The organism is Tateyamaria algicola (assembly GCF_047715485.1).
Lineage (GTDB): Bacteria > Pseudomonadota > Alphaproteobacteria > Rhodobacterales > Rhodobacteraceae > Tateyamaria.
Genome location: NZ_CP180422.1, coordinates 2,334,443 through 2,354,300, shown reverse-complemented (window position 1 = coordinate 2,354,300; position 19,858 = coordinate 2,334,443). Strand labels below are relative to the sequence as shown.

Below are 19,858 nucleotides of genomic sequence, written 5' to 3'. Positions count from 1 at the left end.
AAAAAAACATAAAAAAGCGAGTGAGGCAGATGAGCAGACTCTTTCGCGCTTTGGCATTGGTATTGTTGGCAGCCAGTTGTGGCGGCGGGTCAGGGACGGCCCCCAATCAACTGGACAACGCCTGTTCCATTGTCAGCGAGCGCCCGGAATACCTTAGGGCCTTCAAGGCCGCTGAGCGCAAATACGGCGTGCCCGTGCACGTCCAGATGGCGACCATCTATCAGGAAAGCAAATTCATATCCGATGCGCGCACACCCTATCGCTATGCGGCGGGTGTCATCCCAATTGGGCGCCAGTCCAGCGCGTTTGGTTACAGTCAGGCGCTGGATGGCACCTGGGATGAATACCTGCGCAGCACGGGCAAACGCACCGCACGACGGGACCGTATTCGCGATGCGACCGATTTCATGGGCTGGTACATGGTCGAAACACAGTCGCGCCTTGGCGTGCCGGTGTCGGATGCCCGCAACCAGTACCTCGCCTATCACGAGGGGCGCACGGGCTATTCCCGCGGCAGCTACAATGGCAAGCCCTGGCTGATCCGTGTGGCGGGTGAAGTGGACGCGCGTTCGAACATGTACGCCGCCCAGCTTCGCTCGTGTCGGGTGCGCGGGGCCTAGTTCCCGTTGCCCCGCGGCGCGTTGAACAGGCGGTTCGAGATATTGCCGCCTGTCACCATCTCGCCCAGCACGACGGTGGTCTGACCGCCACCGTCATCGTTGATGACCCATTGGCGCAATTGCACCGGATCACCGGTGAACTTCATCTGGATGTTACCGTATTCCGGGTTCTCAGGGTCTTGGGCCGTGACCACGGTCGCAGTGCCGTCATAGTCGTGCCCGGTCACCATGCCGGCGCGCGCAAGGTCCACGTTCCGCGCCAGGATCAGCGACAGGGGCGTACGTTTCAGCGGGTAGGTCTCGGGCGGCTGGTTCGATTTGGAATCCGCGATGTAGACCGCGTTTGCGCTGGCTACGACCAGCGCCGTATCGGGCGCGTTGTATTCAAACCGCATCCGGCCGGGCCGCTTGATATAGATCGTGCCGGTGCTGATCGTTCCGTCATCATTGATCTGGGTAAACGTGCCCTGCGCCGTTTTCAGCCCGTTCAGATAGGTCGAAATGCTGTTCAGGGGCAGCTTGTCGGCCCAGGCCGCCTGCGCTGTCACCAGCGCGACAGCCACTGCCGCGATCCGTGTTACCATCGTCATACCGCTCATCGTCCTTTGTCTTTTTACCTTGGCCAAACATATAGGGCCAAGGCAGACGTTATGCGATATCAACAAGAGGTGAGGCTGCGCAGGACCCCGCTCAGCCCTGCTCGGGCACCAGGATCTCGCGCTTGCCCACGTGGTTGGCCGCACTGACCACACCCTCGTCCTCCATCTGTTCCACCAGACGCGCGGCCTTGTTGTAGCCGATGGCCAGCTTGCGCTGGATGTAGGAGGTCGAACACTTGCGATCCTTGATCACGATGGCCACGGCAGTGTCATAGAGGGCGTCCTCACCATCCGTGTTGCCGCCCAGACCCAGCACCGCGTCGATCCCGCTCTCCTTCTCCTCATCCGGGCCGTCGACCACGCCCGACACATAGTCCGGCGCGCCAAAGGCCTTGAGGTGGTTCACGATCTCTTCGACTTCCTCATCCGACACGAACGGACCATGACAGCGCGTGATCTTGGCACCACCGGCCATATAAAGCATGTCGCCCATGCCCAGCAGCTGCTCGGCCCCCATCTCGCCCAGAATGGTGCGCGAGTCGATTTTCGACGTCACCTGGAAGGAAATCCGCGTGGGGAAGTTCGCCTTGATCGTACCCGTAATCACGTCCACCGACGGGCGCTGCGTGGCCATGATCAAGTGAATGCCAGAGGCCCGCGCCATCTGCGCCAGACGCTGGATACAGGCCTCGATCTCCTTGCCCGCAACCATCATCAGGTCGGCCATCTCGTCCACGATGACAACGATATAGGGCATCGCCTCGGGCGCGAATTCCTCGGTCTCGAAAATCGGCTCGCCCGTCTCGTCGTCAAACCCGGTCTGCACCGTGCGGCTGAACATCTCGTCCTTGGCCAGCGCTTCCTTCACCCGGCCATTGTAGCCGTCGATGTTGCGCACGCCCATCTTGGACATCTTGCGATAGCGTTCCTCCATCTCGCCCACGACCCATTTTAGCGCGACAACCGCCTTCTTGGGGTCAGTCACAACGGGGGAGAGCAGATGCGGAATACCGTCATAGACGGACAGTTCCAGCATCTTGGGGTCGATCATGATCAACCGGCATTCCTCGGGCGTCAGCTTGTAAAGCAGCGACAGGATCATCGTGTTGATCGCCACCGACTTGCCCGAACCGGTGGTCCCGGCGATCAGCAGGTGGGGCATCTTGGCCAGGTTGGCCACAACCGCGTCGCCGCCGATATCCTTGCCCAGGGCAAGGGGCAGCTTCTGATTGCTGTCGCCGAAGTCACGGCTGGCGAGGATCTCCCGCAACACCACCTTTTCGCGGTTTTCATTGGGCAGTTCGATCCCGATGACCGACCGGCCCGGCACAGTCGACACACGGGCCGACAGGGCAGCCATGGAGCGCGCGATATCATCCGCCAGGCCAATGACACGGCTGGCCTTCAGACCCGGCGCAGGCTCCAGCTCGTACATGGTGACGACGGGGCCGGGGCGGACCGATACGATTTCGCCCTTCACGCCGTAATCATCCAGCACGTTTTCCAACATGCGCGCGTTCTCTTCCAACGCCTCGTCACTCAGATGATGGCGCTGAATTTCCACCGGGTTTTCCAGCAGGTTCAGGGGCGGCAGCTCGAAACCGGGATGCGTATCCTCGAATTTCAGCGCAGGCTGCGCCTCGGCCTGCGCGCGCGCACTGGGCTGCACGGGCTTGCGGGTGGGCTGTTGCACCACCTTGCGCGGCTCGACCACGGGGATGCTGGGCGCGGCAGCGACAGGCTCCGGCACATCCAGTTCTTCGGGGGTATAGGCCTGCATTGGCTCGGGCAGCGGCGCGGCAGGCGCAGTCAGGGGCGGCTCGGCCCGGCCGAGCGAGGCTGCCGCGGTCAAGGGCGGTTCAGGCGGCAAATCCGCCTGCGGCATGGTGTTCAAAACCAGCGGATCAGGCCCGCGCCCACGGCCCTTGGTCAGGGGGGCAACGCTCTCGGCCTGCACGGCAGGGTTCGACCGCACGCGCGATTTGATGACGTCGGTGATCTTGTTCTTGATGCGCTCTTCGCCGGGGCCATTGCCCACATCGACGTCGCTGTAGGTCTCGACCAGTTCCATGTCGGGCATCTCATCCGGCACCGGCTCGGCCCGCTTGATCAGGGCCGGCATGCGCGCCAGAAGGCTCGGCTTGGCCGGTTCCTCGACATAATCATCCTCATCATACGCCCCGATCTCCGGCACGGTCGCCGCATAGGCTTCGGCCTCTGCCGCCTCGGCTTCGCGTTGCGCACGGCGCTCGGCCTGACGTTCCTGCATCACGCGGGCGGCCTGCACCGCACCGCTGGCACCCCGGCCCAGCAGGGTCATCAGACCGGCATAGGCCATCACCAGACCCACCAGCAGGAAGCGCGCAATGCGCATCAGTTCCGGACGGGTAAAGCCTAGGACAAAGGCGCCGAACAGCACGATACCAACCGCCATGACCAGCGACATCAGCTTGACGGTAAAGGCCGATCCGATAGGCAACGCCGTCAGGATAAAGGCCATGACAGTGTCGCCAAACAACCCGCCCAGACCAAAGCCATGGGTCACCTGCCAGTCCTGTCCCGGTTGCAGGGTCGCGGCATAGATCGACCCGAATGCGATGGCGATAGGGGCAAAGATCAGGCGGCCCAGCGCCCGCTCGGTGCCCCAATGCAAGGCAAAGCGTACGCCCCAGACCAGCAGCACGATGGCAATGCCGAACACACCCCAGCCCGCGATCATGAACATGGGAGCGGCCAGCGACGCACCGGTACGGCCCATCCAGTTCTGCACAGGCGCGTCGGTTGAGGCCATCCAGTTGGGGTCATCCGGCGTATAGCTCAGCATCATCATCGCCGCCATCACACCCACCACCAGCAGGCCAATGCCGATCAACTCGCGGCTGCGTTTTTCAATCGCTGCCTGCATCCCGTGGTCAAAAAGTGGGTCGCGCCGTGTCTGATATGCCATGCCTCGTCCTTTGTTCTTCATGCGGCGTAGAGCGTGTCGCGAATGGCCATCAGCCCCCGCTCCGTCTCTGCCTTCGGGGCGACCAGGGCCACCCGAATATATGTATCACCGGGGTTCAGCCCGTCGATCTCGCGCGCCAGATACGCACCGGGCAGCACCCGCACGCCTGTCGCCTGCCACAGTTTCAATGCCGCCGCCTCGCCGTCCTCGACGGGCAGCCACAGGAAAAACCCGGCCTCTGGTGCCGCATACCCCGGCACGTTGCCCAGGATGCGATCTGCCATGTCGTATTTCTCGTGGTATTGCGCGCGGTTCTCGACCACATGCGCCTCGTCCGCCCAGACGGCGGCAGCGGCATGCTGCAGCGGCGTGGGCAGCGGCGTGCCCGCATAGGTGCGCAGCTGCTTGGCCTCGCGAATGGTGTCCGGCCCCCCCACGATAAAGCCCGAGCGCAGTCCCGGCAGGTTTGAGCGTTTGGAGAGCGAATGAAAGGCCACCACCCGCTCGGGATTGGCGCCGTCCATGCATTCAAGGATGCCCACAGGGGGCGCGTCGCGGTAGATTTCCGAGTAACACTCGTCCGCAAAGACCTGGAAATCATAGCGCTCGGCCAGCGCGATCAGATCACGCCAATAACCCTTGTCGGCCACCGCCCCTTGCGGGTTCGCGGGCGAACACATGTAACAGGCCACGGTGCGGTTCAGGATGTCGGGATCAACGGCGGCGTAGTCCGGCAAATGCCCGGTCTCCGCGGTTGCGGGCACCAGCACAGGCTCGGCCCCCGCAGAAATCGCGGCCAGCATGTAGACCTGGTAAAACGGGTTCGGCATCAGCACCACGGGCTGCTGGCCATTCTTGATTTCGGGGCACAGCGCCATGCCCGCATTATAGAGCCCCTCGCGCGTGCCGTTCAGCGGCATCACGTTGGCATCCGCATCCATCGAAACGCCATAGCGACGGCCCAGCCAGTCGCAAAACGCCTGCCGCAGTTCCGGAATACCCTCGTTCGGGGGATAGTTGTTGAAACCGGCGGCATGTTCGGCAATCACATCCGTCACCCAGGCAGGAAAGGCGTGCTTGGGCTCGCCAATGGTCATATGCACCACGTCGCCGCCGGGATCGTGATGATCCAAAAGCGCGCGCAAACGCGGGAACGCATAAGCCGGAAGGTTCGAAAACCGCTCGGGAAACTTCATAAAACTGCCTCAGGTTCGGGGTCGTTTTCGCCCCGTTTGCCCGAATGTACCCCAAGCACGACTCCCGCGTCCAGAAAAACCACGCCAAAACCCCGCCTTGTGGCAAATCCGCCAACGCACCCCTTCTCTGTTCCAAAAAATCCTGGGGGGAGACCGAAGGACGAGGGGCAAAGCCCCCCTGATAATCGCGTCGCGCAAGCGGCCTTTGGATCAGCCCAGCGCCGCCTCTGCCGCCGCCCCGACCCGCAACAGGGCCTCTTCGCAATTGGGCTTGCCCATCAGCATGATCCCGCAACTGGGCACACCCGTGGGCAGGGTCAGCGCGCACAGCCCCATCAGGTTGCCCACCCGAGTGTTGCGCAGGGCCAGCAGGTTTTCCGTCTTGTAGTATTCACTGTCCGCATTCAACCGCGCCAGATCAGGCGGCAAAATCGGGGCCGTCGGCGCCAGCACCGCATCAAAGCCCGCCGCCGCTGCATCCCACGCCGCACGGGCCGCATCCAGCTGCGCCCAGGCCGCATTGTAATCGGGGGCCGAGAACTCCTTGCCCAACCGGAACCGCTCCAGGATTTCCCCGTACATCGCCCCCGGATTGGCCTCGATCACATCGCGCCACAGCCCATAAACCTCACCGGGCAACAGCGGCCCGGCATTGGCCATCGCCCCAGCGACCTCGGGCACCTCCAAAGGCTCAACAGTAGCCCCAGCCGCACATAACCGCTCAATCGCGCTTTCATAGGCGGCCAGGGGCGCCTCCCGAACGCCCTCCATCACCACCGTCTCAAGCCGTGCAAACCGCTTGCCGCGCAGATCGACACCGCGCAGATCACACGGGCGCGCGCCCTCCATCACCGCCATCAACAACGCCGCATCCTCCACAGTGCAGGTCAACGGCCCCACCGTGTCGAACTTCAGGCTCAGCGGCACACAGCCCTCGATCGACAAACGGCCCGCCGTCGTCTTCAGCCCCACCAGATCGTTCCACGCCGACGGGATGCGCACCGACCCGCCCGTGTCCGACCCAATGGCCGCCGGGGCCAGCCCGAACGCCACCGAGGCCGCAGCGCCCGAGGATGATCCCCCCGGCACAGCCTCCGCATCATTCACGCAAGGCGGTGTCGCCGTGGACGGGTTGTAGCCCAGCCCGGAAAACGCCAACTCGCTCATATGCGTCTTGCCAAGACACACCAGCCCCATCGCGGTCGCATTCTGCAACACCACCGCATCCGCATCCGGCACGCGGCCCCGCAACAGGGCCGACCCCGCCTCGGTCCCCTCCCCCGCCGTATCAAACAGGTCCTTCCAACTGACGGGCACACCGTCCAGCAGCGACAAACGCTGCCCGGCGCGCGCCCGCGCGGCCGCCGCCTCGGCTTCGGCCATCGCGCGATCCTCGGTCAGGCGGGCATAGATGCGATCCGTTAGCTCATGCGCGTGGATGCGCGCAAAATAGGCCTCGGCCAGCGCCACCGGGTCCACCTCACCTGCGCCAATTGCCCGGCCCAGATCGCCCGCGCTCTTGTCCAACCACTCTTGCATCGCACCCTCCGCCAATTGCCGCGACGGTAGCGACGTCGCAACGCATGGACAATCCCAAGCGCGCGGCCATATTGCGCCCCATGAGCCATGACAGCGATATCCTGATCGTCGGCGGCGGCCTGTCCGGGCCGATCCTCGCCATTGCCCTCGCCCAGACGGGCCAGCGCGTGACCGTGATCGACGCGCTCAGCGAAAAGGTCCGCAAGAATGCCGCCTTTGACGGGCGCAGCTACGCGGTCGCGCTCACTTCGCAACGGCTGCTCGACGGGATCGGGGCCTGGGACGCGGTCGCAGATCACAGCCAGCCGATCCTCGAAATCAAGGTGACGGACGGGCGCGCGGGCGAAGGGCCTTCGCCCTTCTTCATGCATTTCGACCATGCCGAGATCGAGGAAGGGCCAATGGGCCACATGGTGCAGGACCGCCACCTGCGCCACGCGCTGCTGACACAGATGAACGCAACGCCGGGCATCACTCATCTGGCGGGCGAAACGGTCACATCGCAACAGGCAGAACCGGGCGGCATCACCGTCACGCTTGCCTCGGGCAAGACGCTCACCGGCCAGATGCTCGTGGGCGCGGACGGGCGCGGCAGTGGCACCGCCACGCGCGCCGGAATCAAGCGCACCGGCTGGGGCTACGGCCAAACCGCCCTTGTCTGCGCCATCGCCCATGAAAAACCGCATCACGGCATCGCCCACCAGTTCTTCATGCCGCCGGGCCCGCTGGCGATCCTGCCCCTGACCGGCAATGTCAGTTCAATTGTCTGGAGCGAGACGGAAGAGACGGCAAAGGCCTTCCACGCCCTGCCAGACGCCGAATACCTCACCATGCTGCGCCCCCGCTTTGGCGATTTCTTGGGAGAGATCAGCCTCGCCGGCCAACGCTATACATACCCGCTGTCCCTGTCGCTGGCGACAAAACTGGTGGCGGACCGCACTGCGCTGGTGAGCGACGCCGCCCACGGCGTGCATCCCATCGCGGGTCAGGGGCTGAATGCCGGGATGCGCGATATCGCGGCCCTGGCCGAAATCATCACCGATGCCACGCGCCGGGGTGAAGACCCCGGCAGCCAGGCGGTTCTGGCCCGCTACGAAGAATGGCGGCGCTTTGACAACACGGCACTCGCCATCGCGACCGACAGCTTCAACCGCCTGTTCTCAAACGACAATACGCTGGTGCGCGGTATTCGTGATCTGGGCATGGGGGTGGTCAACGCACTGCCCGGCCTGCGCCGCAGCTTCATCCGCGAGGCCGCGGGGCTGACGGGCGATCTGCCCCGCCTCATGCGCGGCCAGACGCTCTAGTCGAGCTTGCGCGCCTCATCCTCCAGCATCACCGGGATGCCGTTGCGGATCGGATAGGCCAGTCCGGCACTTTCCGACACCAGTTCGCGCGCCTCTGCGTCATAGCGCAGGGTCACATGGGTCAGCGGGCAAATCAGCGCCTCGAGCATACGGCGGTCAACATCCGTGGTCATTGCATCACGTCCCCTTCGCCGCTGCGCATCTCGAATTCGATCAGGGTCACCAGCGTTTCGCGCCGCGTGCTCAGCGACGGCGCTTCCAACAGGGCCTGTTTGTCCTCGGGGTCGAAATCCAGCATCATCGACAGCGAATTGATCAGCAATTCGTCATCCGCCTCTTTCAACGTCTCCCAATCCGCCGACAGGGACCGGGCCGAGAAATAGCGCCCCAGCACGTCCAGAAAGGCGGGGCGATCAAAACGGTCATCGGTTTCCGTATTGCCCCGATCCCGCTCGAACCCGTCCCAGTTCACATCGCAGCGGCGATAGGGGTGAACCCTTCGACCTCCTGCACGACGCGGAACCGCGAGATGCCGGACAGGGTTATAAGGTATCGGTTGTCTTCCGTTTCGGAAAACTGCGTGATCCGTCCCGCACAGCCGATGGTGTGCAGGCCAGACCCGTTGCGCCCGGCCACCTCGTTGGGCTGCACCATGCCGATCATGCGGTCGGGCGTTTTCAACGCGTCGTCAAACATCTGAAGATAGCGCGGCTCGAACAGATGCAGCGGCAAGCGGGCGCGTGGCAACAAAAGTGCCCCCGGCAAAGGGAACACTGGGATGGTCCCCGGAAGGTCAGTCACTTTTATCATACCTGACAGCTAGCCCGCCAAACGGCTCAGGCAAATATCATCGAACTCAGGCGGCGGCGTCCGTTCAAAACAATTGGATCATTGGCCTTGAGCGCGTCGAAAATCGTGAACAGCTGCGCCTTGGCCGCGCCGTCATTCCACTCGCGATCCTTGCCGAACAGGGTCAGCAATTCGTCTACCGCCGCTTCGGCGTCGCCGTTGGCGTGCAGGGCCTGGGCCAGGTCGAACCGCGCCTGATGATCGTCCGGGTTCGCCTCGACCGCCGCGCGCAACTCGGCCACGGGGCCCGCATCTGCCGCCTGCCGCGCCAGCTGCAATTGGGCATGGGCCGCTTCCAGTTCGGGCGTTTCCGAGATTTCTGCGGGCGCGCCGTTCAGGATCGCCTCGGCCTGATCTAGGTCGTCCATGGCGATATGGGCGCGTACCAAGCCGCCATACGCACCTGCATGGTTCGGCTCTTCTCCCAGGATCGCGGCAAAGGTCTGCGCAGCATCCACTGCCGCCCCTTCACCCAGCATTTCCTCAGCCGCTTCAACGGCTTCGTTCAGGCTGTCACCCGGCGCCTCGCCGCCCGAGGCCTTGATCACACGCTCGATGAACGCCGTCATTTCCGAGGCAGGCACGGCCCCCTGGAACCCGTCGACCGGCTGGCCCTTCCAGAAGGCATAGACGGTCGGGATGGACTGGATCTGCAACTGGCCCGCGATCATCTGGGCCTCGTCCACGTTGACCTTGACCATCTTGACCGCGCCCTTGGCCGCGCGCACCGCGTCCTCGAGCATCGGGCCCAGCGTCTTGCACGGGCCGCACCATGGCGCCCAGAAATCCACGATCACGGGGGTGGTCTGGCTGGCTTCGACCACGTCGGCCATGAACGTCGCCTCTGTGCCATCCTTGATCAGGTCGGCATCTGCGGGGCCTGCGGACAATCCCAAATCCATCATCGTCTCGTTCCTTGTATCTGTTGGCGTCTATATGGACGCCGCCGCGCAGGATTCAAAGGTCAAAGGTGGCAAAGACCGGCGCGTGGTCGCTTGGCTTTTCCCAGCCGCGCACGTCGCGCAGGATGCGGCTCGAATGCGAGGCCTGCGCAATGTCGCCCGTGGCCCAGACGTGATCAAGACGGCGGCCCTTGTCGGCGGCGTCCCAATCCTTGGCCCGGTAGGACCACCAGGAATAGAGCAGCCCCTCGGGGATGTCCTTGCGGGTCACGTCCACCCAGTCGCCGGCGTCCTGCACCTGCGCCAGGTGCTCGACCTCGACAGGTGTGTGGCTGACGATCTTGAGGAGTTGCTTGTGGGACCAGACATCGTCCTCACGCGGGGCGATGTTGAGGTCGCCGACGAGGATGGACTTTTGTGGTTTGGCGCCGTGAAAATGGTCGCGCATCTCGGTGAGGTAGTCGAGTTTCTGACCGAACTTCACGTTCTTGTCGCGGTCGGGCACATCGCCCCCTGCGGGGACGTAGAAGTTGTGGATGGTCACCCCGTTCTCGAGCCGCCCGACGATGTGGCGGGCATGGCCGAGGGATGCGAAATCTTCGGCCCCCGCTTCCTCCATCGGCAGCTTGGACAGGATCGCGACACCGTTGTAGCCCTTGTCACCGCGCGCTACCATGTGGGTGTAGCCAAGCGCGTTGAACCCCTCGCGGGGGATCTTGTCGACGGGGCTTTTGCACTCTTGCAGGCAGAGCACATCGGGGGCCTGTTCCTGCAAAAGCTTGAGAACAATAGGCTCCCGCAGGCGGACCGAGTTGATGTTCCAGGTGGCAAGCGTGAAGGGCATGGGGCGGCTCCAATTCCGGGGTTGGAGGTCAGATTAGACGCGGGAAACCGCAGTCTCCACCCGGAAAATGCGTTTTGTCCCCGCGGGGACAAGCCCTTCGGCCTGGTGACGGAATCTCAACAGGTTTGCGATTGTGGTGCAGAGACAGCGCGTTGGCCATGCGGACGGTGGATTGTGGGGATTTTAACCGGTGTAATGACAGACTGACCCTCGAAGGGGGGCGGTTTGCCGCTTTGGGGCCGAAGGCGCCACAGGCTTTTATTCGTGCAGGCCAGCCACCGCCGGGGCCGTCACGGCAAAGCTGTGAAACCGCGCCGTAAACCCGGACCTTTCGGGCGCACAGAAATAAGGCCCTGCGCGCAGCGCGGACACATCGGCGTCGCAAGGCACGGGGGCGAGGCGCACCATGTCCCAGGACGCGCCGCCGTCCGGAGACCACTGCAACAGCATCGCATCCCCCAACCGTGTCGCGCGCAGCGTTACCGGGCCGCTGATCCTGACCGGTTGCGCGGACCAGTCAGAGCGGCCGCCATATGTCGCCACTACGCTCAGATGCGGAATGCCGTCGGTGTGTTCGATCCCGAACTTGATCCAATCGCGTGGGCCGGAGCGCAGCATCAGCCCCGCCTGATCATAGAGCACGTCATAATCACCGTCGAAGGTGAGCATCGCCGTGAAGGCAGCGTCCATGTCCCGCAACAGCGCGTGACCATTGTCGCGCTGAAACCCGTAGTGCGTTTCCTGCCAGAAATCGGTGCGATCCCCGGATGTTGCGTGCAGCTTTCCCGCTGCGTCCACCGACCATGCGGCTGGCGGATTGAGCCATGTACCGTCCCACATATCCGTCGTCATGGCGCGGGAAACCGATGTGCGGCGAGGCTGTCCGCCTTCATCTGGATGGAAAAGCCTGCGGCATCCGGGGCGAGATAGGCGCCGTTTTCGACGCGGCAGGGATCGACGAAATGTTCGTGCAGGTGATCCACGTATTCGATCCTGCGGTCGTCCTTTTCCCCGCAGATCGCAACATAGTCGATCATCGACATGTGCTGCACATATTCGCACAGCCCCACGCCCCCGGCATGCGGCCAGACAGGCACATCGTATTTTGCGGCCATCAGCATGACCGCCAGCACCTCGTTCAGACCGCCCATGCGGCAACTGTCGATCTGCACGATGTCGAGGGCGCCGCTGGTGATGAACTGTTTGAAAAGGATGCGGTTCTGGCACATTTCGCCCGTGGCGACCTTGATCGGGGCGATGCCATCGCGGATCGCCTTGTGACCGATCACATCGTCCGGGCTGGTCGGTTCCTCGATAAAGAAGGGCCGCGCGAAGGCGAGGTCGTTGACCCAATCAATGGCTTGATTGACCTCCCACACCTGGTTGGCGTCGATCATGATGGTCATGCCCTCGCCCAATTCTTCCCGCGCGATTGTGAGGCGCCGGATGTCGTCGGCCAGGTCCCGGCCCACCTTGAACTTGGTATGAGTGAACCCGGCCTCGCGCGCCTGCCGACACAGGCGGCGCAATTTGTCATCCGGGTAGCCCAGCCAGCCTGCCGAAGTCGTGTAGCACGGATAGCCCTCGTCCAGCAGCGTTTGCACGCGCGCGGCCTTGCCGTGTTCGGCCCGCTGCAACAGCGTCAGCGCCTCGTCCGGTGTCAGCGCGTCGGTGATGTAGCGGAAGTCGATCAGGCGCACGATCTGTTGCGGGGACATATCCGCCACCAGTTGCCAGACGGGTTTGCCTGCCGCCTTGCCCCACAGATCCCAGGCCGCATTGATGACGGCCCCTGCGGCCATGTGAATGGCCCCCTTGTCCGGGCCGATCCAGCGCAGCTGGCTGTCGCCTGTCACGTGCCGCCAGAAGCGTCCCATATCGGCGGTGATCCAATCCAGATCGAGGCCCACCACCAGATCGCTCAGCGCGTTGATCGCGGCAATGCAGACTTCGTTGCCGCGCCCGATGGTAAAGGTCAGCCCGTGCCCTTCCAGATCGCTGTCTGTTTCCAGCACGACATAGGCGGCAGAGTAGTCCGGATCGGGGTTCATCGCGTCTGACCCGTCGAGCTGGTCCGATGTCGGGAACCTCAGGTCATAGGTGCGGGTGCCGGTGATTTTGGTCATGAAATGCGTCGGGCCTTAGGAAAGGTTGTAGAAACGGGTGGCGTTGAGGCCGAGAATGGCCGCTCTGTCGGACGTGGAGAGCGTTGCGAGAAGGGTGTCGGTTGCGCTGACCCAGTCATCATAGGTGCTGGCCAGCGTGCAGACCGGCCAATCGCTGCCCCAGATCATGCGGGTGGGGCCAAAGTGGGTGAGCAGGTGTTCGGTGACGGGCGCGAGGTCCTGGGCCGTCCAGTCTGGTGCGGCTTCGGTCACGAGGCCCGAGAGTTTCACGAAGGCCTGTGTGTCGCGTGCAATTGCCGCTATGTCGTCGGCCCAGTCCGACATCCCGCCCCCCGCGATGTCGGGTTTGGAGCCGTGATCAATCACCACCTTCAGGTCCGGGTGGCGCGCCAGGAGGCGGCGCAGGTTTGGCAGGTGGCGCGGGAGGGTGAGCGCGTCGAATACCAGATCGTGGGCGATCAGCGCCTCGAACGCTGGCGTCAGGGCGGGCTGCATCATCCAGTCGGTATCGTCGATGTCCTGGATCATCGGGCGCAGGCCCACAAGCTTGGGGTGCTGCGCCAGCTTTGCGATGGCTGCCGGGGCGTCCGAGCGTTCGAAATCCACCCAGCCCACGACCCCTTTGACAAAGTCGTGGGTTGTGGCGAGCCCCAGCATATAGGCCGTTTCCGCATCCGTTGGCGCAGCCTGGACAAGCACTGTGCCGTCAATCCCATGGCCCTGTAGCAGCGGTTGCAGGTCGGGGGGGCCAAAGTCGCGGTAGATCGGTCCAAGCGCGGGCGTCAGCCATCCGTAATCGCCCCGCTCCAGCGACCAGAAGTGCTGGTGCGCGTCGATCCTCACTTGATGACGCCCTTTTTGAGGATGATGTTGCCGTAAAGCCGCCGCTCGCCCGTTTGCACGACGGCATAGGACTGCGCGGCGCGTTCGTAAAAGGCGAAGCGTTCGATGGATCGGATGTCGCGCGGGGCGTCGGCGGTTTCGTTGATGATCGACTGGAAGTCCGTGACCGTGTCCGGCGTTGCCTGCGGATCATCGACCACCTGCATGCACAAGGCCGGGTCGGGGACGAAGGTGTCGAGCGGCATCAGCGACAGCACGGCGCGCAGCATTGTGGTGTTGTCCGAGCCATCGGCGCGAATGCAGATGGGGCCGAGATTTTCGGCGGGGAAGTTGGCGTCGACGAGAGAGATTTCATCGCCGTGGCCCATGGCGCGTAGCGCGTGCAGCAGATCGGGCGACAGGATAGGGTCGATGTTATGCAGCATTCTCTCGCTCCGATGGCAGGGGCGCGTCGGGGCGGATCAGCCCCTCGGTGCGCAGGTCGCTCCAGAGGCTGTCGGGGATCGGCGTTGTGAACACCTCGACGTTGGAGCGGACTTCATCCGCGCTCATCGCGCCGGGAATGACGGTTTTGACGGCCGGGTGGCCCATAACGAATTGCAGGGCGGCCGCGATCAGGGGAGTGTCATGCGCGCGGCACACCGCCTCGATCTTGCGGACGCGCTCCAGGATGTCGGGCGGGGCGTCTGCATAGTTGAACTTGGCCCCCGGCACGGGGCCGGTGGCGAGGATGCCGGAGTTGTAGGGGCCGCCCAGAATGATGCCGACATCGCGTTCGATGCAGAGCGGCAGGAAGCTGTCCAGCGCCTCCTGCTCGAGCAGGGTGTAGCGGCCCGCCAGCAGGAACCCGTCGAAGTCGCCGAGGCCCAGCAGCCGTTCGCAGACCTGCCATTCGTTCACGCCCGCCCCGATGGCCGCGATCTCACCAGCGGTGCGGAGTTCTTCGAGCGCGCGGTAGCCGCCGCCGTCAAAGAGTTCGCGGACCTTGGCGTCGCTCGCCTCCTGGCTGCCCTGGCTGAAGACATCGACGTCGTGGACCAGCAGGATATCGGCATTCGCGATGTCGAGCCGGGCGCGGCTGGCCTCGTAAGACCGCATCACGCCGTCATAGGTATAGTCAAACACAATCCGCTTTTGGGGCACGTCGACAAAGGCTTCGGGCGTGACCTCTTCGGGCGTGCAGTCGACCAGCAGGCGCCCGATCTTTGTCGACAGTTGCACGGTGTCGCGGCCAAAGCGTTTGAGCGCCTCGCCAAAGCGCCCCTCGGACCGGCCAAGCCCGTATTGGGGCGCGGTGTCAAAGAACCGGATGCCCGCATCATAGGCCGCTTGCAACGTCGCCTGCGCGTCCTCTTCGGAGATCTTGCGGTAAAGATTGCCCAGGGGCGCGCCGCCAAAGCCCATGGCTGTGAGCGGCACTTGCCGGGCGGTGCGGTTGTTCAAGAGGTTTCGGGTTGTCGGTTTCATGGCAGCCTCATTTTGAAAACAGGTCAGGGCGCGCGGCCTCGAGAGGTTCGAGCCGGCGCAAAAGCTGGCGGACGTGATAGCGCATCGCGTCTTCTGCCGCTTTCGCGTCTTGGCGACGGATGGCGTTGGCGACTTGAACATGTTCCTCGACCGTGTCCGCCATACGGCCGGGTTCGGGCATCAGCAGCTTGCGGGCGCGGTTCACGCTGGGCGACACGGTGCGCACGACGCCGGGCAAACGCGACACATTGGTGGTTGCCATGATCGTCTCGTGAAAGGCGATGTCGGTGCGCATGAATTCATCGACATCGCCATCAACGACCAGCAGTTTCTGCATTTCGATGTTCCGGCTGAGTCGGGCGAGGACATCATCCGTCCGATGCTCGGCCGCGTAACGGGCCGCCGCAACCTCGAGCGTTTCGCGCAGGAACACATCCTCGCGCACTGCGGCCATCGACAGGCGCGCGACGCGGGTGCCCGACTGCGGCACGATATCGACCAGCCCCTCGACCGACAGTTTTGCCAGGGCATCCGTTACCGGAGAACGGGACAGCCCAAGACGGTCACACAGCGCGGATTTGCGGATGAAGGCACCGGGCGCAAAGTCCATCGCCATGATCGCGGATTTCAACGCCGTATAGGCCCGATCCGCCAAGGGGCCGTTCATATCGTCCAGTATGGGCAGCTTTGTTACGTCGACATCTGGCATAGGATTTTCGTGTTCTGCATAGACTAACATGTTAGTTGACATCGAGAGCAATGCACAAGTAGCTTTCTGGTCATGGCGTGGAGGTGCGGGGGAGGAACACTCAAGGCGGCAGACCTCGATACCTTTGGCCAAAATACATTTTCAGTGCCGAATTAATCGGCCGTGCGCAGCACCCTCTTGGCAACGTTATCAAGAGCGTGTTGGGCGAACTTCAGTGGAGGAAAAACATGTTTGGAAAGATGATTAAGGGGTCGGCCCTGGCCTTGTGCGCGGCCTTGGCACCCGCGACGGTCAGCGCTGACGGGCATTACGACGGGGTGGTGATCGACATCCTGACACGCCCCGGGCCTGTGATCGCGGGACGCATCGTCGAACGCGGCGAAGAGTTCAAAGCGATGACCGGTGCCGAGATTCGCGTGGCTGAGGTGCCCTTTGCCGAGCTGTTCCAGAAAATCCTGACCGATTGGGCGACCGGCACGAACTCGATCGATGTGGGCGTTTTCGCCTCTGGTTGGGGGGTCGAGCTGGTGAGCGGCGGCCTGGTGGAAAACCTTGATCCCTACCTTGAGGCGGACGACAAGATCGACCTTGCCGACATCGCGCCCTATTTCCGCGACTTTAACCAGAAGGTGCAGGGATCGACCTATTTCATCACCCTCGATGGTGATTTCCAGATGCTTTACTACCGGACGGATGTTCTGGCCGACAACGGGCTGGAGCCGCCAAAGACCTGGGAAGAGTATCTTGAGGTGGCCGCCGCCATCCATGGCCAGGACATGAATGGTGACGGCGAGGCCGACTATGGCTCGTGCATCTTCAAGAAGCGGAATGCGCAGTCCTATTTCGCGGTTCAGTCCATGGCGGCAAGTCGGGTTCAGACGAAAGGCACCGCTGAGGGGCTGTATTTCGACCCTGAGACCATGAAGCCCAAGATCAACAACGCAGCCTGGCGCAAGGCGTTTGAGCTGTACAAGGCGACGGGCGAGTTCGGGCCTGCGGACGAGTTGAACCAGGATATCGGTGACACCCGTGCGTTGGTCACCGGCGGGCGCTGTGGCCTTGCGATCGACTGGGGTGATATCGGCCCGCTGTCCATCGAGGAAGGCAGCGAAATCCGCGACAAGATCGGGGCAGTCATCATGCCCGGTTCGGCAGAGGCGCTGGATGTATCAACTGGTGAATTGGCGCCTTGCGATGCGAACCTGTGCCCCCATGCGGTGGACGGCATCAACTATGCCCCCTTCGCGGCCTTCGGGGGCTGGACGGCTGCCATCTCTGCGACAGCAGAGGACACGACCAAGCAGGCGGCCTATGATTTCCTGAGCTACATGAACCAGGCCGCGCAGTCGAATGTGGACGTGACGATGGGCTGGACGGGGTACAACCCCTACCGCAACTCGCAGCTGGAAAACACGGCAGCCTGGGTCGAAGCGGGCTTTAGCCAGGAAGCGGCAGAGAACTATCTGAGCGCCATCAAGCAAAGCCTTAACCACCCGAACATGGCATCGGACTTCCGCATTCCGGGCGCGCAGCAGTACACCGGCGTTGTTCTGGACCGCGAGTTGGCGCGCTATCTGGCGGATGAGATCACTGTCGATCAGGCCCTTGCCAACATCGAGGAAGGTTGGGAGGAAATCACGGACGATTTCGGACGTGAAGAGCAGGCGGCGATCTATGCGCTGTCGCTTGGCATCTCGAACTGATGATCCTGTGGCGGGCGGCCCGTGGTGGCCGCCCGCACCCGCATCTCACTTAATGAAATTCTGAACTGAACGGTGGGCCCGTATATGGATCAATGGCTTGACAGACACATGGGTCGTTTGTTCCTCACCCCTGCCGTTGTTCTGATCCTGATCTTTTCCGTCTTTCCGCTGGTGGCGTCGCTTATCCTAGCCTTTTCGCGCCTGCGTCTGTCGGGCGGTGGGTTCAAGATGCGCTTTGCGGGCTGGCGGAACTTTGAAAAGCAGCTGTTCGGGTCGGAGCAGTTTCACCTGTTGGGCACGTTCGGGCCCTTGTCCGGTCTGGGCTGGATCGTGGGCATCGCGGCGACGGCGGGTCTGCTCTATTGGATGTATCGGTATTGCCGCAGCCATTTCACCGTTATCGGCTTTGTCGGTCGCCTCATCACCTTTGCGATGGCCCTGGGCCTTGCGTGGCTGTTTTCGGCCACGTTGCTGAGCGGGCGCCCGTTCGGCACGGTCGGCACGACGCTATTTTACGTGATCGTGGGCTGCGGTTTGCAGTTCCTGATCGGCACTGCGCTGGCCTTTGCCTGCTCGCAGCACATTTCGGGCAGCCGGACGTTCCGCGTGATCTTTTTCGTGCCGATGATGATCACGCCCATCGGGGTCGGGTATATCTTTCGGATGATGTTCGACACGACCAAGGGCCCCTTTGCCGAAGTCTGGCAATGGGTGGGCCTGGGCAACTGGTCGTGGGCGACGGACCCGTGGGCGGCGCGGATGTTCATCATGATTGCCGACAGCTGGCAGTGGATCCCGTTCGTTTTCATCATGATGCTCGCCGCGTTCGAGAGCGTGCCGCGTGATCTGAACGAAGCGGCCGAAATTGACGGCGCGGGCAAGTGGATGACCTTTCGCGAGATCATCTGGCCGCAGGTCCTGCCCATCGCCGCCACGGTCATGCTGATCCGCGTGATCGAGGCGTTCAAGATCGTGGACCTGCCCAACATCATGACATCGGGCGGCCCCGGCATCGCAACCGAGTCCGTCTCGTTGCAATCCTATTACGCGTGGCGCTCGCTCGACCTCGGCTCGGCCTCGGCGATTGCCTACATCCTTTTGTTCATCACGGTGGTCATCTGCGTGTCCTTCTTCAACCTTGTCGTTCTTGCCCGTGTGAGGGCCAAACCATGAAGCCGGGCCTGTTCGAGCCGCGCAGGATCGGTGAGATGGCGCCAGCCTCCAAGCTGGCGCTCTATGCCGTGCTGATCACGTGGTCGCTGTTCGTGATCTTTCCGATCTACTGGCTGTTGATCACCTCGTTCAAGACGCCTGCCGGGGTCAACAACGGCCCGTTCTTTATCCCGTGGGTCGATTTCACACCCAGCCTGCATGCGTGGAAGGACCTGTTTGTCGAGGACTTTGCCGATACGTTCAGGGCCTATCGCAACTCGATCATCATCACGCTGTCCTCGACCGTGCTGTCGGTTCTGGTCGGGTCGATGGCTGCCTATTCGCTCAGCCGGATCGAGTTTGCGCCCAACCTGATCACGATCCTCTACTTTGTCCTTCTGCTGGGCGGGGCCTGCCTTGCCATCGGGGTGTTCGGGGCCGATCTGTGGCTCACCCTTGCCGTGGCGGTGGCCCTGTTCTTCCTCCTCGCGCGGGCGGTGGGGCGTCTTTACACCGTGCGACTAAAGAACGGCGATATCCTGTTCTGGATCATCTCGCAGCGCATCCTGGCGCCCATCGTGGTGGTCGTGCCCATCTATATGATGTTCCAGTCGGTGCGCCTGCTCGACACCCACCTGGCCCTGATCCTGACCTATGCGGTTGTGAACATGCCGATCGTGGTCTGGCTGATGTACGACTTTTTCAACTCGATTCCCCGCGATCTTGAGGAAAGCGCACAACTGGACGGCGCGACCATGATCATGACCTTTCGCGAAATCGTGCTGCCCCTGTCGCGGGCGGGACTGTCCGCGACGACCCTGCTGGTCATGATCTTTGCCTGGAACGAATACCTGTTCGCGCTGTTCCTCTCGACCTCCAAGGCACAGACTTTGCCCATCCTGGTGGCGGCGATGAATGCGGGCGAGCGCGGCATCCTGTGGTGGACCATGTCGGTGGCGATCATCATCATGATCATCCCCGTCGTCGTGCTGGCCGTCATCCTTCAGAAATATATCTCAAAGGGCCTGCTGGTGGGCGCCGTGAAAGGTTAGCGG

At 63.0% G+C, this 19,858-nt stretch carries 18 protein-coding genes and 1 pseudogene; 5 read left to right on the top strand and 14 right to left on the bottom strand.

Annotated elements, in window-relative coordinates:
- The first annotated feature begins 29 nt into the window (after positions 1-29).
- Positions 30-620, top strand: coding sequence for a lytic transglycosylase (locus ACMHLQ_RS13915; protein ID WP_415401259.1), 591 nt, complete (start codon positions 30-32; stop codon positions 618-620).
- Here the strand turns inward: ACMHLQ_RS13915 and ACMHLQ_RS13910 are convergent.
- From ACMHLQ_RS13910 to ACMHLQ_RS13895, 4 genes are all read right to left on the bottom strand, one after another.
- Entirely contained in the window at positions 617-1,210 is a 594-nt protein-coding gene (locus ACMHLQ_RS13910) for a LolA family protein (protein ID WP_415401257.1), read from the bottom strand. The two genes, ACMHLQ_RS13915 and ACMHLQ_RS13910, sit on opposite strands and share 4 nt — an antisense overlap.
- 100 nt (positions 1,211-1,310) lie before the next feature.
- Positions 1,311-4,166 (bottom strand): DNA translocase FtsK, encoded by a 2,856-nt coding sequence (locus ACMHLQ_RS13905; RefSeq protein WP_415401256.1) that lies wholly within the window; start codon positions 4,164-4,166, stop codon positions 1,311-1,313.
- Between the two features lie 17 nt (positions 4,167-4,183).
- Positions 4,184-5,362: an aminotransferase class I/II-fold pyridoxal phosphate-dependent enzyme gene (locus ACMHLQ_RS13900; RefSeq protein ID WP_415401255.1), complete on the bottom strand. Its 1,179-nt coding sequence runs from the start codon at positions 5,360-5,362 to the stop codon at positions 4,184-4,186.
- A 210-nt stretch (positions 5,363-5,572) separates the two neighbouring features.
- Positions 5,573-6,901 (bottom strand): amidase, encoded by a 1,329-nt coding sequence (locus ACMHLQ_RS13895; protein WP_415401254.1) that lies wholly within the window; start codon positions 6,899-6,901, stop codon positions 5,573-5,575.
- Between the two features lie 44 nt (positions 6,902-6,945).
- On the opposite strand from ACMHLQ_RS13895, the gene ACMHLQ_RS13890 reads away from it, so the two are divergent.
- Positions 6,946-8,208 (top strand): FAD-dependent monooxygenase, encoded by a 1,263-nt coding sequence (locus ACMHLQ_RS13890; RefSeq protein ID WP_415401253.1) that lies wholly within the window; start codon positions 6,946-6,948, stop codon positions 8,206-8,208.
- On the opposite strand, the gene ACMHLQ_RS13885 is transcribed toward ACMHLQ_RS13890, so the two are convergent.
- The 10 genes and pseudogenes from ACMHLQ_RS13885 to ACMHLQ_RS13840 all read right to left on the bottom strand — a co-directional run bounded on the left by ACMHLQ_RS13885 (position 8,205) and on the right by ACMHLQ_RS13840 (position 15,948).
- Complete coding sequence (locus ACMHLQ_RS13885) at positions 8,205-8,381, bottom strand: Trm112 family protein (RefSeq protein ID WP_415401252.1); 177 nt, start codon at positions 8,379-8,381, stop codon at positions 8,205-8,207. The genes ACMHLQ_RS13890 and ACMHLQ_RS13885 overlap by 4 nt on opposite strands.
- Positions 8,378-9,018: pseudogene (locus ACMHLQ_RS13880) on the bottom strand (LON peptidase substrate-binding domain-containing protein). The gene ACMHLQ_RS13885 and the pseudogene ACMHLQ_RS13880 overlap by 4 nt, the downstream one beginning before the upstream one ends.
- Before the next feature lie 26 nt (positions 9,019-9,044).
- A complete protein-coding gene (gene trxA / locus ACMHLQ_RS13875; RefSeq protein ID WP_415401251.1) occupies positions 9,045-9,962 on the bottom strand; it encodes a thioredoxin in 918 nt (305 codons plus the stop codon).
- A gap of 52 nt (positions 9,963-10,014) precedes the next feature.
- Positions 10,015-10,803 carry an exodeoxyribonuclease III gene (locus ACMHLQ_RS13870; RefSeq protein WP_415401249.1) on the bottom strand — a complete coding sequence of 263 codons (789 nt, stop codon included), beginning with the start codon at positions 10,801-10,803 and terminating at the stop codon, positions 10,015-10,017.
- Positions 10,804-11,061: 258 nt separating this feature from the next.
- Positions 11,062-11,655 (bottom strand): DUF1349 domain-containing protein, encoded by a 594-nt coding sequence (locus tag ACMHLQ_RS13865; protein WP_415401248.1) that lies wholly within the window; start codon positions 11,653-11,655, stop codon positions 11,062-11,064.
- The gene (locus ACMHLQ_RS13860) at positions 11,652-12,929 is read right to left on the bottom strand and encodes an L-fuconate dehydratase (protein ID WP_415401247.1); all 1,278 of its coding nucleotides are present in this window, start codon (positions 12,927-12,929) and stop codon (positions 11,652-11,654) included. The genes ACMHLQ_RS13865 and ACMHLQ_RS13860 overlap by 4 nt, the downstream gene beginning before the upstream one ends.
- Positions 12,930-12,944: 15 nt before the next feature.
- Positions 12,945-13,772 carry an amidohydrolase family protein gene (locus tag ACMHLQ_RS13855; protein WP_415401246.1) on the bottom strand — a complete coding sequence of 276 codons (828 nt, stop codon included), beginning with the start codon at positions 13,770-13,772 and terminating at the stop codon, positions 12,945-12,947.
- Positions 13,769-14,197 carry an RbsD/FucU family protein gene (locus tag ACMHLQ_RS13850; RefSeq protein ID WP_415401245.1) on the bottom strand — a complete coding sequence of 143 codons (429 nt, stop codon included), beginning with the start codon at positions 14,195-14,197 and terminating at the stop codon, positions 13,769-13,771. Before ACMHLQ_RS13850 ends, ACMHLQ_RS13855 begins: the two co-directional genes overlap by 4 nt.
- Complete coding sequence (locus tag ACMHLQ_RS13845; RefSeq protein ID WP_415401243.1) at positions 14,187-15,239, bottom strand: aldo/keto reductase; 1,053 nt, start codon at positions 15,237-15,239, stop codon at positions 14,187-14,189. The genes ACMHLQ_RS13850 and ACMHLQ_RS13845 overlap by 11 nt, the downstream gene beginning before the upstream one ends.
- Positions 15,240-15,246: 7 nt before the next feature.
- A complete protein-coding gene (locus ACMHLQ_RS13840; protein ID WP_415401241.1) occupies positions 15,247-15,948 on the bottom strand; it encodes a GntR family transcriptional regulator in 702 nt (233 codons plus the stop codon).
- 239 nt (positions 15,949-16,187) lie between these two features.
- Here ACMHLQ_RS13840 and ACMHLQ_RS13835 point away from each other — a divergent pair, with 239 nt between their 5' ends.
- From ACMHLQ_RS13835 to ACMHLQ_RS13825, 3 genes are all read left to right on the top strand, one after another.
- Entirely contained in the window at positions 16,188-17,651 is a 1,464-nt protein-coding gene (locus tag ACMHLQ_RS13835; RefSeq protein WP_415401240.1) for an ABC transporter substrate-binding protein, read from the top strand.
- Positions 17,652-17,735: 84 nt separating this feature from the next.
- The gene (locus tag ACMHLQ_RS13830; RefSeq protein WP_415401239.1) at positions 17,736-18,824 is read left to right on the top strand and encodes a carbohydrate ABC transporter permease; all 1,089 of its coding nucleotides are present in this window, start codon (positions 17,736-17,738) and stop codon (positions 18,822-18,824) included.
- Positions 18,821-19,855, top strand: a complete 1,035-nt coding sequence (locus ACMHLQ_RS13825; RefSeq protein WP_415401238.1) for a carbohydrate ABC transporter permease — start codon at positions 18,821-18,823, stop codon at positions 19,853-19,855. Before ACMHLQ_RS13830 ends, ACMHLQ_RS13825 begins: the two co-directional genes overlap by 4 nt.
- Positions 19,856-19,858: the final 3 nt, after the last annotated feature.

Coding starts and splice junctions, on each gene's coding strand:
- ACMHLQ_RS13910 (WP_415401257.1), bottom strand. CDS start 1,210: ATGACGATGGTAACACGGATCGCGGCAGTGGCTGTCGCGCTGGTGACA.
- ACMHLQ_RS13885 (WP_415401252.1), bottom strand. CDS start 8,381: ATGACCACGGATGTTGACCGCCGTATGCTCGAGGCGCTGATTTGCCCG.
- ACMHLQ_RS13860 (WP_415401247.1), bottom strand. CDS start 12,929: ATGACCAAAATCACCGGCACCCGCACCTATGACCTGAGGTTCCCGACA.
- ACMHLQ_RS13900 (WP_415401255.1), bottom strand. CDS start 5,362: ATGAAGTTTCCCGAGCGGTTTTCGAACCTTCCGGCTTATGCGTTCCCG.
- ACMHLQ_RS13870 (WP_415401249.1), bottom strand. CDS start 10,803: ATGCCCTTCACGCTTGCCACCTGGAACATCAACTCGGTCCGCCTGCGG.
- ACMHLQ_RS13845 (WP_415401243.1), bottom strand. CDS start 15,239: ATGAAACCGACAACCCGAAACCTCTTGAACAACCGCACCGCCCGGCAA.
- trxA (WP_415401251.1), bottom strand. CDS start 9,962: ATGATGGATTTGGGATTGTCCGCAGGCCCCGCAGATGCCGACCTGATC.
- ACMHLQ_RS13835 (WP_415401240.1), top strand. CDS start 16,188: ATGATTAAGGGGTCGGCCCTGGCCTTGTGCGCGGCCTTGGCACCCGCG.
- ACMHLQ_RS13915 (WP_415401259.1), top strand. CDS start 30: ATGAGCAGACTCTTTCGCGCTTTGGCATTGGTATTGTTGGCAGCCAGT.
- ACMHLQ_RS13840 (WP_415401241.1), bottom strand. CDS start 15,948: ATGCCAGATGTCGACGTAACAAAGCTGCCCATACTGGACGATATGAAC.
- ACMHLQ_RS13830 (WP_415401239.1), top strand. CDS start 17,736: ATGGATCAATGGCTTGACAGACACATGGGTCGTTTGTTCCTCACCCCT.
- ACMHLQ_RS13850 (WP_415401245.1), bottom strand. CDS start 14,197: ATGCTGCATAACATCGACCCTATCCTGTCGCCCGATCTGCTGCACGCG.
- ACMHLQ_RS13905 (WP_415401256.1), bottom strand. CDS start 4,166: ATGGCATATCAGACACGGCGCGACCCACTTTTTGACCACGGGATGCAG.
- ACMHLQ_RS13825 (WP_415401238.1), top strand. CDS start 18,821: ATGAAGCCGGGCCTGTTCGAGCCGCGCAGGATCGGTGAGATGGCGCCA.
- ACMHLQ_RS13895 (WP_415401254.1), bottom strand. CDS start 6,901: ATGCAAGAGTGGTTGGACAAGAGCGCGGGCGATCTGGGCCGGGCAATT.
- ACMHLQ_RS13865 (WP_415401248.1), bottom strand. CDS start 11,655: ATGACGACGGATATGTGGGACGGTACATGGCTCAATCCGCCAGCCGCA.
- ACMHLQ_RS13890 (WP_415401253.1), top strand. CDS start 6,946: ATGGACAATCCCAAGCGCGCGGCCATATTGCGCCCCATGAGCCATGAC.